We start from the raw sequence: 15,372 nt of genomic DNA on the forward strand, positions 1-15,372 counted from the left end.
CGCTTCCGTCCGATTCCGGACGGTTTTCACCACATTGTGCCTGGTGATCCCGGTCTGGGAGCGGGATCCTGAACACATGGCCGAAAACGAACAGAAGTCCCGCATCCCCTCCCGAGACGACGGCGCCGACGACGTCGGTATCTTGCTCACGCAGCCGCGGCGCTATCGGCTCCTCAAGGAGGTGACCTTGCTCGGCGGCGCCAACCGCCTCAATGCCCGCCTCGCCCGCCTGGCGCGGCCCGCCCCGGGCGCCGACATCGTCGACGTCGGCTGCGGGCCAGGCGATTTCGCTCGATTGCTGGCTCACGGGGCAGGCCGGGTGGTCGGCATCGATCCCGCACGGCAGATGGTGGACTACGCGACCGCGCGTGCACGCGACCTGCCGAACTGCCGATTCGAGGTCGGCGCGGCACAGTCGCTGCCATTGCCCGACGCGTCGGCGGACCTGGTCGTCTCGACCTTCGCGATGCACCACATCGACGCGGCACAACGTCCCGCCGCGCTCGCGCAGATGTTCCGGATACTGCGGCCGGGGGGTCGGCTCCTGCTCGCCGACGCGCATCCGACCGGACCCGTGCTCTCCGCCGCTGTGCGCGTCATGGCGCGTTTCGCCGCCCACCGCGCCCACGACACTTCGCACGACCACGGTGACCCGCTGGCGGCCGTCGACATCCGCCGGTACCGGGACGTGCTGCGCGCGAACGGCTTCGACGAGATCGAGTTCGTCACGGTGCGCCCAGCGACCGGCGTCCTGCTGGCCGTCAAACCCGCCTAGATCAGGTCCTTCTTCGCCAGCCATCGCATGGCGAACCAGCCGCAGAACACCGGAAGCCAGCAGGTGAGCACGCGGTAGAGCAGCACCGATGGCACCGCGATCTCGGCGGGCAGGCCGAAGGCGGCAAGACCACCGATCAGCGCCGCTTCGACCGCGCCGACACCGCCCGGCGTCGGCGCGGAGGCGGCGAGCGTGCCGCCGATCATGGTGACGATCGTGACGGTGATGAAAGTGGTGCCGCCGCCGAACGCCTGCACGCTGGCCCACAGCGCGCCCGCCATGCCGACGGTGAGCGCCGCGCATCCGCCGATGATCACCGCGGACCGTTTGGGATCGCGGGCCAGCTCCGCGAGTTCACCGATGACCTCCTGCAACTGCGGCCGGACCGCGTTGTTCAGCCAGCGGCGCAGTTTCGGCACGAACATGAACGCGCCGACGATCCCGACCCCGACGCCGGCGAGCAGATACAGCACGGTGGCATCCGGGACGAAATGCGAGAGGTCCGCCGAGGTGCCCGCGAGGATGCTGAACGCGAGCAGCAGGCCGATATGCGTGATCACCTGCACCGCCTGTTGCAGCGCCACCGCGGCCGTCGCGCGCACCGTGCCGATCCCGGCCTTCTGCAGGAACCGCACGCTCAACGCGAGTCCGCCGACGCCCGCGGGCGTGGTGGTGGCCGCGAAGGTATTGGCGACCTGCATGACGAGCAGGTTGCGGATGTTCACCGCGCCGAACGCGCACGCCCACAGCGCCGCCGCCGCGCCGACATAGGTCAGTGCGGAGACCAGCAGACCGAGCAGCGCCCACCACCAGTTCGCCGTGCGCAGCTGGGTGAAGAAGGCAGGCACGGCGCTGATGAACGGGTAGGCGACGTACACCAGCCCGATCAGCAGCACCAGCTGGATGATCTGCTTGCGGGAGAACCGGGTGATCTGCTCGGCTTCGATCCGGTCCTGACCGGTCTGTTTGCGCACCTCCTCGCGGGCGTCGGACAGCGCGGTCTTCCACTCCGGAACCGCTTTGCGGATGCCGGTCGGTATGGCCGACTTGGTCAACCGGCTCGCCGCGGCGAGTACCCGGGCTTCGCCGATGGTTTCGATCGCCGCGCGCACGGCCGGCTCCTTGCCGAACGTCGCGGTGGTCGTCACCAGCAACTGGGCGATGTCGGATTGCAGCTGCGCGTCCGACGCTCCGTATTCGGCGTTGCCGAAGCCGCCGAACAGCGTGACGCCGTCGGCGACGCGGATATCGATCGGCCGCAGGTCGCCGTGCGAGATCTGCTTGCGCTGCAAGGCGTCCAGCGCTTGCCACACCCCTGGCAGCACTTCGGCGGACTGTTCGGTGAGCGCCGTGCCGCAGGGTTGGGTGAGCGCGTACAGCATCCAGCCACGCGACAGCGCAGCGACCGCGACAGGGCTGGAACTGCCGAGCCCGAGGTCGGCGACGGCGATCGCCATGAGCGCGCGGTGCTCGACCGCGCGGTGCATCGAACCGTGGATGGCCGCGGTCTCACTGGAGCGGAAGGTCAGCCAGCGCCACACCTGGCGCAGCGCGCCGAAGCTGCGCTGATTCTTGCCGAACAGCTCGACGATCAGCTCGCGTTCCGGCCCTTCGATGGCGGCGGCGAGCACCAAGGGCCCGCGGCCCGCCGGGTGCACGACGGTGAATCCGGTGACCGTGTGACCGCGTTGGGCGAGCACCCGGACGGCCGCGTCCAGCGGGACCTCCAGCGCCGGCGTGCCGACCACGAGCACGATCACCGCGCCGACCAGCCAGCCCACCGCGAGCCCGAACATCGCCCGCGCGGGCACCACGGTGCTGACCACCAGGTGGATCGGCGCGAACGCCAGCAGCAGGAACCACAACCAGCGTCGCGGCCGGATGGGCAGCCACGGGCTGGCCACGGTGAGCATCGCGGCGATCATCGCGATCCAACGCGGATCGTCGAGGAACTGGGACAGGAAGGTGTCCAGCCGGTCCGGCACTTGGAGATGCCATTTCGGCGCGGACAGACCGGTGCCGGTGATGGACAGCAGTAAGCCCGCCACGACGCCGGCCGCGGCGTAGCCGGCGAGCAGCTTCCACTGCCTGCCGATGATCAGCTCGATCAGGATCGCGAACGGCAGCGCCAGAATCGCCATGCCGTAGACCAGATAGACCAGGTTCGACTGGTCCGGATTGAGGAAACCGACGATGTTGGAGACCGAGCGTTCCAGGGCCAGCCATTCCGGTCGGGTGATCAAGGAGGCCGCGATCACGACCGCCACCCACAGCGTTGCGAGGACCACCCGGACGATGTCGCTGGTGCGCCGGATCAGCGGTTGTAGCAGGCTTCCCGTGACCGGGATCTCCCGCCCGTCCACTCGCATGCTGGTCCGCCTCTCCGGGTATTCAGGCCGTACTGGTTGGGTGGCGCTGGAGCCGCTCCCCGCCTCCGCGGCTCTCCGGGCCGTACCGGTCGAGAGCCGCGAGATTCGTGTCCAGGTCTGCGTCGGGCGCCACTCCCCTTCTGGGCGTCCCGATGAGTTGCCCAGGTGCGTACGAGATCAGTTGTTGCGTTCGCTGCACGATACCGGCCGGTGCACGCGCTGAGGCTCGCGGAACCGCTGCCGTCTTCCGCCCGGCGACGCGGTGTGCCGCACGTCACTCCCGCCACGGTTGATCCTCACACCAGTGTCAAGTTTCAGCATGAGGGCATGGACAACGAACTCTTCGATTACAGCCCGATCGTCGATCGTCCGCCGCTGCGGTGGCCCGGTGACGCCAGGGTGGCGTTCTATGTCGGGCTCAATGTCGAGCACTATCAGGTGGATCGGCCGTCCACGAGCATCTTTCCCGGCACGTCGGGTCTCGCGCCGGATCCGCTGAACTACGGGTGGCGCGACTACGGGCCTCGGGTCGGCATCTGGCGGGTCATCGATGTGCTCGACCGGCACGGCATCCGGGCCAGCGCGTTGCTCAATTCGGATGTGGTCGAACACAATCCACAGATCGTGGCGGCGGGGGTGCGGCGGGACTGGGCGTGGGTCGCCCACGGGAAGAACAACTCGATCTTCCAGCCCGACGTTCCGGCGGACGAGGAGCGCGCCTACCTCGCCGACGTGGTCGCGACCATCGAACGCTCGACCGCGCGCAGGCCGCGCGGCTGGATGGGGCCCGCGCTCACCGAGTCCTTCCAGACCCCGTCGCTGCTGGCCGAACTCGGCCTCGGCTACGTCCTCGACTGGACCAACGACGACCAGCCCTATCCGCTGTCGGTACCCGGCCTGCTCAGCGTCCCGTACTCGGTGGAACTCAACGACAACACGCTGTTCCTCGGCAAGGCCACCAGCGGTCCGGAGTTCGTGCGGATCGTGCGCGATCAGCTCGACCAGCTCTACGCCGAGTCGGCCGGCAGCGGGCGGGTCATGGCGCTGGCCCTGCACCCGTTCGTGATCGGGCAGGCGTTCCGGATCAAGTACCTGGACGAGGCACTCGATTACGTGGCGGGCCACCCGGGAGTGTGGCTCACCACCAGCGACGAGATCGCCGAGCACTACTCCCGCGCGTCGGTGCTTGCCGAACCGGCGCGAGCCGAAGACGATCGGGTCACGTAAACCGATGTGCGAGAGGCAGCGATGGCAGCGCGGGAACAGACACAAGACCAGGACCTCACGGGAAAGACGGTGGTGGTGACCGGCGCGAGCTCGGGCATCGGCGCCGCCGCGGCGCAGCGGCTCGCCGCGCGCGGCGCCACCGTCGCCGTCGTCGGCCGATCGCCGGAGCGAACCGCCGAGGTGGCGGCGAAGGCGGGCGCGCAGCCGTTCGTCGCCGACTTCGCCCGGCTCGACGACGTGCGCAAACTGGCCGATCAACTGCTCGACCGGTACCAGAGGATCGACGTGCTGGCCAACAACGCGGGCGGTGCGTGGCCGAAGCGGACGGTCACCGACGACGGCAACGAACTCACCTTCCAGGTCAATCACCTGTCCCCGTTCCTGCTGACCAACCTGCTGCTGGAGCGCTTGATCCAGGCGCGGGCGCGGGTGGTGAACACCGCGAGCACGACCTACCGGATGGCGAAACTGAACCTGGACACCGCCAACGCGCCGACCGGCTCGTTCAACCAGCTCGGCGCGTACGGCGCGTCCAAGCTGGCGAACATCCTGTTCACCAGGGAGCTGGCCCGCCGCACCGAAGGCACCGGCCTCACCACCGCCGCCTTCCACCCCGGCGCGGTCGCCACCCGCGTCTACGACAACGCGCCGCTGGGCCTCGGCTGGTTCATCCGCTCGCCGCTGGGGCGTCCGTTCTTCCTCCAGCCCGACAAGGGCGCCGAGCCGCTGGTGCACCTGGCCACCACCGCCGACGGCGCGGCGATCAACGGCCAGTACTTCCACCGGCTGGATGTGGAGCCGCCGAAGAACAAGCAGGCGCTCGACGCCGATCTCGCGCGACGGCTCTGGACGCTGTCGGAGCAGGCCACCGGCCTCGCATCGAGCGAGTAATCACGGTCCGGCGAGCCGGAGCGAGGATCCGTCCGCGCGCTCCGGCTCGACGCCGACCCCGTACACCCCACCGGACACCGCGCTCGCGTCCAGTTCGACGATCGCCCGCGCGACTTGCTCGGTGGGGACCAATGCCGGGAAAGTGGTGGGGGCGATGGCGTTCGCGCGCACCCCGAACTCGGCGAACTCGGCGGCGATATGGCGGGTCAGCTGGTTGAGCGCGGCCTTCGACGCGGAGTACAGCGTCTGCCCGGGATAGACCTCGGAGCCGGAAATGCTCGAGACATTGACGATGTTGCGATTGCGCGCGCGATTCTCCTGGCCCGCGTGCAACCAGCATCGTTGCGCCAAGCGCGCCGCGAAACGCAGTGGCACGGCGACATTGAGCGCGAAATGCGGATCGAAGTCCTCCAATGCGGCGTCGCCGTCGACGATGCCGCCCTGGTGCAGCCGGACGTGCGCCGCGTTGTTCACCAGCAGGTCCACCCGGCCGAACCGGGCCAGCGCCAGGTCGACCACCCGTTCCACTTCGCCCGGCTGGGTCAGATCGGATCGCACCACGAACACGCGGGCATCGTTCTCCGGCACCGCCGCGTCCGGCGCCAGCGGATCGACGTACCACTCCAGCTGCGACGGCACCGCGGGTGTGCGGGTGCGGCACACGGCGACGATGTCGTAGTCGCGGTAGTAGGCCTGGCAGAAGGCGTCGCCCAGGGTGCCGCTCGCGCCGGTGAGCAGGCAGACGCGGCGTTCACCAGTGGACAATCTTGTCTCCTCCCCAGCGCCGCTCGGCGTCCGCCCTGGTGCGATGCACCCACATCACCACGCTGTTGCGGTCGTCGACGTTGTTGCCCGCGAACGTGTGCCAGGTGCGCGGCGTGACCTCGAACAGCAGCAGCGAATTGTCCAGCGGCGGGACGAGGGTCACCGACGGTAGCGCCGACCCTTCGGCGACGTGGTCGTACAGCGCGGTCTCGCCGCCGTCGCCCGGTGCCCACCCCGGATTGCCCAAATAGAACAGCACCGCGACGGCGCGCACGGTTTCGCGCGCGACGACGCCGGGCGCGCGTGCGCCGGTCTTGGTATGCACGGTGGCGTCGGGCAGGCGCACTTCGCCTGGTCCGGGCGGCGGACCGGGGAACCAGGCCGGATTGAAGTCGTTGTGCGGCCAGCCGAACGGGCTGCCCGGCCCGTGGTGGTGCAACGACCCTTCGACGTCACCGGTCGCCTCGACGCCGCCGAGCCGGGCGACCAGGTCGTGCCACTCCCGTGAGGAGAACACCGCGAGCGGGCCGTCGCGCAGATCGGCCAGCCGGATTCCGTCGGCGCTGTAGCCGGCGGCGACCGGCGCGAACAACTCGGGACGCCGCGCGCGGACCCGATCCACTTCCTCGGCCAGCCGTCGATAGAACTCGGGAACGAACACGTCGCGGGCGTACACGTGCGGAAAGGGCCTGCTGCGCCGGATCCAGCGTCGATGGGCGAACAACTCTGCGAACCACTGCGGAACCGGCGGTGTCGCGACTTCCGGCTCGGTTGTCACCATAACTCCCTCCCGGTCGAACCTCCGTGATCATATTGCCCGTACCCGGAACTCGCGGGCCGGTCCCGGCCTGTCAGGATCACGCGGGTGAGCCGTGATCTGCGTGTGTGTTTCGTGGGGGATTCGTTCGTCGCCGGTGTCGGCGACCCGGGTTCTCTGGGGTGGGCGGGCAGGCTGGTGTCCCTCGCGCACGCGGAAGGGGTTCCGCTGACGGCCTACAACCTCGGGGTGCGCAGACAGACCTCGGCCGAGATCCTGCGGCGCTTCCGCGCGGAGTGCGCGCCCCGCCTGCCGGAAGGCGTCGACGCGCGGGTCGTGCTGTCGTTCGGCGTGAACGACACCATGCACGAGAACGGCGGTTCGCGGGTGGCGCCCGAGGAATCGGTCGCCAACCTCGGCGAGCTGATCGCGCAGGCGGCCGAGCGGGGATGGCCGGTGCTGATGGTCGCTCCGCCGCCGATCGCCGACGACGAGCACAACGCCCGCACCGCCGCGCTGGACGAACGGTTCGCCCAGGTCTGCGCCGGGTCGCACGTGCCGTACGTGCGGGTGCACCAACCCCTGCGCGCCGGCGCGGTGTGGTCCGCCGACGTCCGCGCGGGCGATGGGGCGCATCCGGGGGCCGCTGGTTACCAGGAGATGGCCGCGCTCATCGCTCCGCAGTGGCGCGCGTGGCTGCGGCGGTGACTCGTTGAATTTTCGACCACCGGGCCATGCGATCGTACTTGTCTCAGACAGAATGGCCTATTTTTCGCGTTCGCGACGCATCAACGTGCTCTGGGTCGAACTCCCTTGTGTCACAGTGTGATCCGAATTACCCGGTTGGCACATCCCGCTTGCCCACCTCGGCGCGTCTCCTCCGCGCGGCGGCGAGATCCACCGTCTGCGCGGCCGTCCGCGCTGTCTCGTCCGAGACGAACGCCTCGCTCAATTCCGGTATCCAGCGGACGATTTCGTCGCGATAGGGACCTTCGGTCTCCAGTTGACCCAGCACGCCGACCAGCGTGAGGAACGAGCGGGCGAACGGCGTGAAGTAGGCGGGCATGGTCATCTGCCGGACCACGTTGGTCAATCGAGGATTGGTGGCGCGCAGGACTTGCCGGCGCAACCAGCGGGTGGTCAGGCGGTAGGTCTGGTGCCGGAAGGGCTCGCCGCACGGAGTGATCGCGGCGTAGAGCGCATCGCTGTCGAGTGCGCGTCCGTTCTCCACGAACCCGTGTCTGCGCGTTGCGTCCGCCAGATCGCCAGGGCTGCCGCGGAATATCGCTTTGCAGCAGTCGAGCGTCAATTCGCCGAAACCCTCCGGCGGCCAAGCGCAGCACGCGCCGAAATCCATCACGCCGAGCCTGCCGTCCGCAAGCACGCGGAAATTGCCAGGATGCGGATCGGCGTACAGCAGGCCGTGCCTGGCCCAGCCCGAAGTCACGAAGCGGACCATGAGCATGCCGACCCGGTCGCGCTCGGCCTTGGTGCCCGAGGCGACGACGCGCGGCACCGGCGTGCCGTCGAGCCACTCGCTGATCAGCACGTCGCCCTGTTGCGCAATCACATTCGGCACGTAGAAGTCCGGATCGTCGGCGTACGCCGCGGCGAAGGCGCGTTGATGATCGGCCTCCGCCGCGTAGTCGAGTTCCCCGGCAACGGACGCGCAGATCGCTTCGGTCACCGCCGCGATGTCCGCGCCAGGCAGGAAAACCGCGGCGAGATAGGAGATCCGGCGCAGGTGGTCCAGATCGCGCGTCACCGCCTGCCTGCCGCCGGGATACATCACTTTGACCGCGACCGGTCTGCCGTCGTGCCAGATCGCGCGGTGCACCTGGCCGAGCGATGCCGCGGCGGCGCGCCGATCGTCGAACGCGCGGAAATACGAACGCCATCGCGCTCCGAGGCTTTCGGCCATGGCGGCGTGGACGGTGTGCGGCAGCATCGCGGGCGCGGCGTCCTGCAACCTGCTGAGCGCGATCCGGTACGGCTCGGCCAGCTCCCGGGGCAGCGCCAGCTCGTAGATGGCCAGCAGTTGCCCCAGCTTCGCGGCGCAGCCCTTCAGCTCCCCGAGCACCTCGAAGATGTGCTGCGCGGTGCGGAGCTGAATGTCGCGATTGACTTCTTCGGCCGATCTGCCGAGTGCCCGCTTGCCGAGGCCCGCGGCCTGCCTTCCGGCGAACGCCATCGGCAGCGCGGCGAGCTTGGCCCCGCGAACAGCACCGTGAACAGGTGGTTTACCGTGGGAACGCGACGCGAAAAGCCGGGATCGCTTGCCCGCCGCCCCCTCCTCGGGGCGCTCTCCGATGGGCCGGATGGTCATGACTCACCTCACAGTCGCGGGCACAAGTGTGACACAGGTGCAGTACCGGACAGTAGGGCTTAGACTGTCTGGGACGTATTTCGAAAGTAGTCGAAAGGTGACTTCGATGGGATCCCAGACGGTGGTCGCCGACGTTGCCGACGAGCTGGCGCGCCGGGTTGCCGCAGGGGAATATCAACCGGGGGATCTCATGCCGTCGGTACGTCAGGTCGCCGAGGAGTTCGACATGAACCGCGCGACCGCGCAGCTGACCCTGGGCAGGCTGGAGTCGTACGGTTTCGTCGAAGCCAGGCGCGGCAAGGGATTCACGATCCGTGACGTCAGGGAGGCGGGCGGGGTGGACGTGTACCGCCAGCTGTTCCGTTTCTCGATTCCCATGCCCGACATCGCGATGGAGATGTTCCGCGACCTCGTGGACGTCGAGCGCAATCTCGTGCTGGAGGCGCTGCTCGCCTACACCGGCGGGGAAAAGCGGATCGATTCGGCCGAAACGAAATCCACCATCGACGAACTCGAAGCCATAGCGCGTCAGCAGGATCCGGATTTGCGGCAGATGCTCGCGCTCGAGGTCGCGCTCGTGCGCAGGCTGCTGACCGCGCTCGGACTCCCCATGCAGCGCGCGATCTTGAACTCGATCGGCGAGACGGTGCTCGAGGTGCCGGAGGCGGTCGAGGCGTACTTCGCGGGCGCGCCGGATCTGCACGTCTTGGTCTGGCGGGCGCTGGCCGCGGTGTGGGACTCCGGATCGGGGCCGAGCGAGGCTCAGCTGGCGCTGTTCGAGGATTTGTTCGGCATGTACCACGAGAAGGTCGTCGCGCGCTTCGAGGAGTTGGTGGTCGGCGTCGAGGAAAGCGCCGACGAGCACCGGGCCGCGACCGCCTAGCCGTTTCGTACGCTGCCCAATCTGTCTGGGACATTGTTTCGGGGCCTCGCGTACCCGGTGCGCTCAGGGCGTCGAAATCCGTCGTGCCGCAGGTTCTGCGACGGAATCCGACCCAGACACCGCATGGGACGAAGGGGATGAATCGGTCCCGAATTGACAAGAGCGCCCCAACCGCGGTGGAAGAGCTCAACCGCACCGAAACGCTTCGGCGACAGCGCGAAGCGAGTCCTTCCACGCCGCGCGATCGGGCCGAAGCCGTGTTCTGAGAATCGCACCGGCGCAAGGGTGGCCGCCTCGACGCCGGTGCGATCATCCCGGACTTCACCGGTTGGATGCCGCGCGGCTACACCGCACGGCATCGCGGCCCCTAATTCTGTGCCCGGACTCTCAGGCTCCGCCGTTGAGCTTGTTGAGACGCTCGCACGCCTCGACGTACTCCTGGATCAGGCGGTTGACCACGTCCGCCGACCGCTCCACCCGGTTCATCATGCCGACGATCTGGCCGACCGGGTTGAAGTTGACGTCCTTGGCGGCCTCCGGATAGCGGTGCCCGCGCTTCACCCCGTCCAGCGCGACCATCATCTGCAGCGGCATCGGCAGCGGATCCGGGGTGTCGGCCCGCTCCCACGCCTCGGTCCAGTCATTGCGCAGCATGCGGGCGGGCTTGCCGGTCCATGCGCGCGAACGCACGGTGTCGTGGCTGGTGGCGTCGATGTAGGTCTGCATCTGGGCGGGCGGAACGTTGGCTTCCTCGACGGTCAGCCACACCGAGCCGGTCCACGCGCCCGCGGCGCCCATCGCCATCGCGGCGGCCACCTGGCGGCCGTTGCCGATGCCGCCCGCGGCCAGCACCGGCAGGTCGCCGACGGCGTCGATGACCTGCGGCCACAGCACCATCGATGACACCTCGCCGCAGTGACCGCCGCCCTCGGTCCCTTGGCACACCACGAAGTCAAGGCCCGCGCGCTTGTGGTTGAGCGCGTGCTTGACCGAACCGCACAGCGCGCCGATCAACCGGCCGGAATCCTGCACCTGCTTGATCACGTCCTCCGGCGGGGTGCCGAGGGCGTTGGCGACCAGCTTCGCCTTCGGATGCCGCAGGATCACTTCGACCTGCGGCCCCGCGGTGGTGGCGGTCCAGCCGAGCAATTGGTTGTGGTGCTCGTCCTCGGGCAGCTTGGGCACGCCGTGGTCGGCGAGGATCTTCTCCGCGAAGTCGCGGTGCCCCTGCGGGACCAACTCGGCCAGCTTGGCCTCGAGTTCCTCCGGGCTCAGCCCATCGATGCCCTTGCCCTCGTACTTCGAGGGAATCACCAGGTCGACGCCGTAGACGCCCTGCACGTGCTCGTCCAGCCAGGCCAGCTCGACCTCGAGCTGCTCGGCGGTGAAGCCGACGGCGCCGAGCACGCCGAGTCCGCCCGCGTTGCTGACCGCGGCCGCCACGTCGCGGCAGTGGGTGAAGGCGAAGATGGGGAATTCGATCCCGAGCCGTTCGCAGATTTCGGTACGCATGGCGTGCTGGTCTCCCTAACTGCTCCGCCGCGAACGGCGCGGCGCAGATGTACTAGAACGAGTTGCATAAGTGGCGCTCGGCTCGGCTCGGTCGCCGCGCGTCGAGTCCGCCGCGAGCCGCTGATATCGCCATGAAGCGGCTGCGGCTTCGTCGACTGGCCGTTGCACCATGCCTCGACAGTAACACGTTCTAGTTTTCTGCGGAATGCGCTGCCGGGTCAGGCGGTGTCGCGCTCCAGTTCGGCGAGCGAGGCCTCCAGGTGATCGAGCAGACGGGGCAGTTGCGGCACACTGCGGCGGCAGCCGACCACGCCGAAGTCGAGATTGCCCGCGTTGGAGGTCAGCGTGATGTTCACCGCCTGGCCGTCGAACGGGATCGACAGCGGGTAGCTCGCGTCCAGCCGCGCACCGTTCCAATACATCGGCTCGCGCGGCCCCGGCACGTTGGAGATCACGATGTTGAAGGTCGGATTGGTCCACGGGATCAGCGCGGGCACGAGATTGAGGGCCAGCGGGCTGAGCATCAATGCCGACAACGCCATCGTCTGGTTGCACGACAGCGTGCGGTACACGTCCTTGCCGTCGCGCATCGACGCGGCGACCACCTGGAGGCGGCCGAGCGGATCGGCGATGTCGGTGCCGAGGTTGCACAGCACCGCACCGACCTTCACCCCGTCGGTCTCCTCGTCGTCCTCGGCGCGCAGCGACATCGGCACCATCGCGACCAGCGGCTTGTCCGGCAGGGCGTTGCGTTCCAGCAGATACCGTCGCAGCGCGCCCGCCGACATGGTGAGCACCACGTCGTTGAGCGTCGCGCCGGTCGCCTTCTTCACCTGCTGCAACCGCTCCAACGGCCAGGACCGCACCACCGCGCGGCGCGCGCCGCCGATGGGGACGTTGAACATGGTGCGCGGCGCCGCGAACGGCAGGGTCAGCTGCTGGCGCGCCAGCGCGGTGCGCGCGGCACGCAGCACCGACGCGCCGGACGTGGCGGCGGCGACCAGATTGCGCGCCGCGCTCCCCGTACTGGACCGCGTCCCGCGCCTGCCCCGAGGCAGGTGCCACGGCACCCGTGTGACACTCGAGCCCGGATCGCTGGTCAGCGTGCGGCGCAGGAGACGCTGCGCGGAAACGCCGTCGATCAACGCGTGATGCATCTTCGAATACAGCGCGAACCTGCCGTCGGCGAGCCCTTCGATCAGATGGAACTCCCACAGCGGGCGGTGCCGGTCGAGCAGACTGCTGTGCAGCCCGGCGGCCAGCTCGACGAGCTGGTCCATGCGCCCCGGCCCAGGGACGGCCAGCCGCCGCACGTGATAGTCGAGTTCCACGTCGTCGGCATAGGTCCACGCCATCTGCGGGGATCCGAAGATCGTGGCGGGATGCTTGCGGAAGGCCGGATCGACGTCGGTGTTGCCCACCAGTCTGTCGTGCACTTGTGCGGCGAAATCCGACCCGGCGTCCTCCGGCGGCTCGAACAGTTGCAGCGCACCCACGTGCATCGGCTGTTCCCGGGATTCGGCGAGCAAGAAGACGGCATCGACCGGCGCGATGAATTCCATGATGAGTCGCCCCCTGACGACATGGTGAAGATGTTCGGAGTTCGATCGACCACGTTGTCGGCGGGCCCGCGCAGCCGTGAAGCCGCCGCGACACGACAAACCTACCCGGAGACGGACTCACCCGGACCGGATGGAACGTGTTCGGTACGTCACCGAACCTTCGCGGCCAGTAGGTAGGCCTGCCCGAACCGCTCCTCGGGATCCGGCTCGCGCACCATCCGAGCGATCATGGTGAACCCGGCGGCACCGAGCAGGCGCGCGAGACGCTTCGGCGCCCACCGATAGGCGCGAGTCACCTTGTGGTCGAAGGCTTCCACCGCATCCGGCTGGTCTGCCGTTTGGAAGGCCAGCAACACGTGCCCTTTGGTTGCGAGTACCCGATGGAACTCGCTCAACACGTGCGGCACGCGATCCGGCGGAAGGTGGATCAACGAGTACCACGCCACGATGCCGCCGAGCGCCTCGTCGCCTATGGGTAGCTGTTCCACCGACCCTTGCGCGAAAAGCAGCTGTGGATGTTCCGCGCGGGCCAGCTCCAGCATGCGTGGCGAAAGATCGATGCCGAACACCTGGGCCCCCAACGACGCGAGATGGCCCGTGAGCCGTCCGGGGCCGCAACCGAGATCGGCGATCGGCCCGGAACCCTTGCGCGCCACCGACTCCACGAACGCGCCGAGCATCGCGCGGTCGAGTACCGCGCCGGCGAGGTGGTCCCGGAAAAGCTCGGTATAGAGATCGGCGACGTCGTCGTAGGCGGCGCGGGTGACGGCCACGTCGGGATGTTCGTCTGCGAAGTCTTCCGTCGGATGCAGCATCCCGAGCAGCGTATTACCTACTCCCCCGGATCGAATGCCTGGGCGACCGCGAGACTGTCCTCGTAGACGTGGTGCCGGACGATCAGACCGTCTCGCACCGTCAGATGCAACGCGAACCGCGCGCGATAGGCGCGGCCGGTGCGGCGGGCGGTCTGCCGGATCTCCCCGAGCACCACGGCGTCCGCACCGTCGACCAGCACCCGCTCGACCCGGGTGTCCACGTCCTCCGGCACATGGTGTTCGGCGAGCGAGCGGTAATGCTCGGCGGCGTCGGCGCGGGTACGACGGTGCCGGATCCAGGGCGTCGCCGCGCGGCCGTGCTCCGCCTCCGGCCAATCGAGCTGCCAGTCGGTGTCTTCGGCGTACAACTCGGCCACCGCGTCCGGGTCTCCGGAAGCGATTCGCCGCAACAACTCTTCGACCACCGCTCGAGTGGCGGGCACGGTGACTGACACGAGAAGTCCTTTCGCACACCCGCCGCGCGATCACGCGGCGCGCAACCGATTCTCGGCAGTGCCGCCCCTCCTGGCGATTACTTCTCGGGTAATGGGACGGCGGCCTCTGGTGCCGGGGGCGCGGCGAGGTCCGTGCTCGCCTCGCCGCGCCCGCGCGCGGTTCCGAGCACCGAACCGAGGATGACCAGCGGGAAGCCGATCGCCATTCCCGCGGTCAGCGGCTCGCCGAGCGCCGTGACGCCGAGCAGGATCGCCACCGCGGGATTGATATAGGTGATCACCGTGGCACGGGCAGGGCCGACCTCGGCGATCAACGCGAAGAAGAACAGAAACGCCACGGCGGTGCAGACCACCGCGAGCCCGAGCACCGACCAACCCGCGTCTGCGGTGAGGTGCGACGGGCGCAGCCACCCCGCGAACGGCGCGTAGATCACCGCCGCCAGCAGCAACGATGCGGTCACCACACCGAGCGGGGGCAGATCGGCCAGCGCGCGATTGATGACGATCGGGCCGACCGCGTAGCCGACCGTGGTCAGCCCGATCGCGGCGATCGCGGCCGGATTCCCCAGGTCGACGTCCAAGCCGACGAGCGCGGCGACACCGGCGAACCCCACGAACAGACCGGCCACCCGGCGCGCGTCGAACCGGTCGTGGCCGAGCGCGGTCACGATCACCACGGCGATCAGCGGCACCGCCGCGATCAGCAGGCCGACCGTCGAGCTGTGCAGCGTGGTCTCGGCGTACCCGATCAGCAACCACGGCCCGGTGATCTCCACCAGGGTGTAGAGCAGCAGCGGCCGCCACCGCCGGAACACCGGCGCCAGCGCGTCGGTGTACAGCGCGACCGGCAGGAGCAGCAAACCGCCGATCAGCGTGCGGCCGAACGCGACCACGATCGGATCGAGATCCACTACCGCGACGCGGATCATCGCGTACGGCACGCCCCAGATCACGCCCATCGCCAGGAACAGCGCCCACCCGCGGCGGGTCATCGCGCGACCGCTCCGCGATGCGGACCGACGGTGACCGACTCGG

General features: G+C 68.9%; 14 protein-coding genes. 5 read left to right on the plus strand and 9 right to left on the minus strand.

Annotated elements, in window-relative coordinates; all coding sequences use genetic code 11:
- Window positions 1–76 precede the first annotated feature (76 nt).
- Window positions 77–775: a class I SAM-dependent methyltransferase gene (locus ACH49X_RS09850; RefSeq protein ID WP_357209158.1), complete on the plus strand. Its 699-nt coding sequence runs from the start codon at window positions 77–79 to the stop codon at window positions 773–775.
- On the opposite strand, the gene ACH49X_RS09855 is transcribed toward ACH49X_RS09850, so the two are convergent.
- Window positions 772–3,144, minus strand: a complete 2,373-nt coding sequence (locus ACH49X_RS09855; RefSeq protein ID WP_195079503.1) for a YbhN family protein — start codon at window positions 3,142–3,144, stop codon at window positions 772–774. The genes ACH49X_RS09850 and ACH49X_RS09855 overlap by 4 nt on opposite strands.
- A gap of 327 nt (window positions 3,145–3,471) precedes the next feature.
- Between ACH49X_RS09855 and ACH49X_RS09860 the strand changes: the two genes are divergently transcribed.
- Together ACH49X_RS09860 and ACH49X_RS09865 are read left to right on the plus strand one after the other, a co-directional pair.
- Window positions 3,472–4,371 (plus strand): polysaccharide deacetylase family protein, encoded by a 900-nt coding sequence (locus tag ACH49X_RS09860; protein ID WP_357111048.1) that lies wholly within the window; start codon window positions 3,472–3,474, stop codon window positions 4,369–4,371.
- A gap of 21 nt (window positions 4,372–4,392) precedes the next feature.
- Entirely contained in the window at window positions 4,393–5,262 is an 870-nt protein-coding gene (locus tag ACH49X_RS09865) for an SDR family NAD(P)-dependent oxidoreductase (protein ID WP_195079501.1), read from the plus strand.
- Here the strand turns inward: ACH49X_RS09865 and ACH49X_RS09870 are convergent, their stop codons facing one another.
- Complete coding sequence (locus ACH49X_RS09870) at window positions 5,263–6,027, minus strand: SDR family oxidoreductase (protein WP_357209160.1); 765 nt, start codon at window positions 6,025–6,027, stop codon at window positions 5,263–5,265.
- Window positions 6,014–6,808 carry a 2OG-Fe(II) oxygenase family protein gene (locus ACH49X_RS09875; protein WP_357209161.1) on the minus strand — a complete coding sequence of 265 codons (795 nt, stop codon included), beginning with the start codon at window positions 6,806–6,808 and terminating at the stop codon, window positions 6,014–6,016. Before ACH49X_RS09875 ends, ACH49X_RS09870 begins: the two co-directional genes overlap by 14 nt.
- Before the next feature lie 84 nt (window positions 6,809–6,892).
- On the opposite strand from ACH49X_RS09875, the gene ACH49X_RS09880 reads away from it, so the two are divergent.
- On the plus strand, window positions 6,893–7,492 hold the full coding sequence (locus ACH49X_RS09880; protein WP_195079499.1) for a GDSL-type esterase/lipase family protein: 600 nt from the start codon (window positions 6,893–6,895) through the stop codon (window positions 7,490–7,492).
- Window positions 7,493–7,619: 127 nt separating this feature from the next.
- On the opposite strand, the gene ACH49X_RS09885 is transcribed toward ACH49X_RS09880, so the two are convergent.
- A complete protein-coding gene (locus ACH49X_RS09885) occupies window positions 7,620–9,110 on the minus strand; it encodes an AarF/UbiB family protein (RefSeq protein ID WP_357209163.1) in 1,491 nt (496 codons plus the stop codon).
- A 106-nt stretch (window positions 9,111–9,216) separates the two neighbouring features.
- Here ACH49X_RS09885 and ACH49X_RS09890 point away from each other — a divergent pair, with 106 nt between their 5' ends.
- Window positions 9,217–9,993 (plus strand): GntR family transcriptional regulator, encoded by a 777-nt coding sequence (locus ACH49X_RS09890; protein ID WP_195079498.1) that lies wholly within the window; start codon window positions 9,217–9,219, stop codon window positions 9,991–9,993.
- A gap of 387 nt (window positions 9,994–10,380) precedes the next feature.
- Here ACH49X_RS09890 and ACH49X_RS09895 read toward each other — a convergent pair whose 3' ends face one another.
- The 5 genes from ACH49X_RS09895 to ACH49X_RS09915 form a co-directional block, all read right to left on the minus strand.
- The gene (locus ACH49X_RS09895) at window positions 10,381–11,505 is read right to left on the minus strand and encodes a nitronate monooxygenase family protein (protein ID WP_195079497.1); all 1,125 of its coding nucleotides are present in this window, start codon (window positions 11,503–11,505) and stop codon (window positions 10,381–10,383) included.
- Window positions 11,506–11,723: 218 nt separating this feature from the next.
- Entirely contained in the window at window positions 11,724–13,067 is a 1,344-nt protein-coding gene (locus ACH49X_RS09900) for a wax ester/triacylglycerol synthase family O-acyltransferase (protein ID WP_357209164.1), read from the minus strand.
- A gap of 149 nt (window positions 13,068–13,216) precedes the next feature.
- Window positions 13,217–13,882: a methyltransferase domain-containing protein gene (locus tag ACH49X_RS09905; protein WP_357209166.1), complete on the minus strand. Its 666-nt coding sequence runs from the start codon at window positions 13,880–13,882 to the stop codon at window positions 13,217–13,219.
- Between the two features lie 17 nt (window positions 13,883–13,899).
- The gene (locus ACH49X_RS09910) at window positions 13,900–14,337 is read right to left on the minus strand and encodes a nuclear transport factor 2 family protein (RefSeq protein ID WP_195079494.1); all 438 of its coding nucleotides are present in this window, start codon (window positions 14,335–14,337) and stop codon (window positions 13,900–13,902) included.
- A gap of 77 nt (window positions 14,338–14,414) precedes the next feature.
- On the minus strand, window positions 14,415–15,329 hold the full coding sequence (locus tag ACH49X_RS09915) for a DMT family transporter (RefSeq protein ID WP_195079493.1): 915 nt from the start codon (window positions 15,327–15,329) through the stop codon (window positions 14,415–14,417).
- Window positions 15,330–15,372: the final 43 nt, after the last annotated feature.

This window comes from Nocardia sp. NPDC019323, from assembly GCF_044389845.1.
Taxonomy (GTDB): domain Bacteria; phylum Actinomycetota; class Actinomycetes; order Mycobacteriales; family Mycobacteriaceae; genus Nocardia; species Nocardia implantans.

Bases quoted from the DNA above. Each gene is read 5' to 3' on its own strand.
- ACH49X_RS09850 (WP_357209158.1), top strand. From the start codon at position 77: ATGGCCGAAAACGAACAGAAGTCCCGCATCCCCTCCCGAGACGACGGC.
- ACH49X_RS09855 (WP_195079503.1), bottom strand. From the start codon at position 3,144: ATGCGAGTGGACGGGCGGGAGATCCCGGTCACGGGAAGCCTGCTACAA.
- ACH49X_RS09860 (WP_357111048.1), top strand. From the start codon at position 3,472: ATGGACAACGAACTCTTCGATTACAGCCCGATCGTCGATCGTCCGCCG.
- ACH49X_RS09865 (WP_195079501.1), top strand. From the start codon at position 4,393: ATGGCAGCGCGGGAACAGACACAAGACCAGGACCTCACGGGAAAGACG.
- ACH49X_RS09875 (WP_357209161.1), bottom strand. From the start codon at position 6,808: ATGGTGACAACCGAGCCGGAAGTCGCGACACCGCCGGTTCCGCAGTGG.
- ACH49X_RS09885 (WP_357209163.1), bottom strand. From the start codon at position 9,110: ATGACCATCCGGCCCATCGGAGAGCGCCCCGAGGAGGGGGCGGCGGGC.
- ACH49X_RS09890 (WP_195079498.1), top strand. From the start codon at position 9,217: ATGGGATCCCAGACGGTGGTCGCCGACGTTGCCGACGAGCTGGCGCGC.
- ACH49X_RS09895 (WP_195079497.1), bottom strand. From the start codon at position 11,505: ATGCGTACCGAAATCTGCGAACGGCTCGGGATCGAATTCCCCATCTTC.
- ACH49X_RS09900 (WP_357209164.1), bottom strand. From the start codon at position 13,067: ATGGAATTCATCGCGCCGGTCGATGCCGTCTTCTTGCTCGCCGAATCC.
- ACH49X_RS09905 (WP_357209166.1), bottom strand. From the start codon at position 13,882: ATGCTGCATCCGACGGAAGACTTCGCAGACGAACATCCCGACGTGGCC.
- ACH49X_RS09915 (WP_195079493.1), bottom strand. From the start codon at position 15,329: ATGACCCGCCGCGGGTGGGCGCTGTTCCTGGCGATGGGCGTGATCTGG.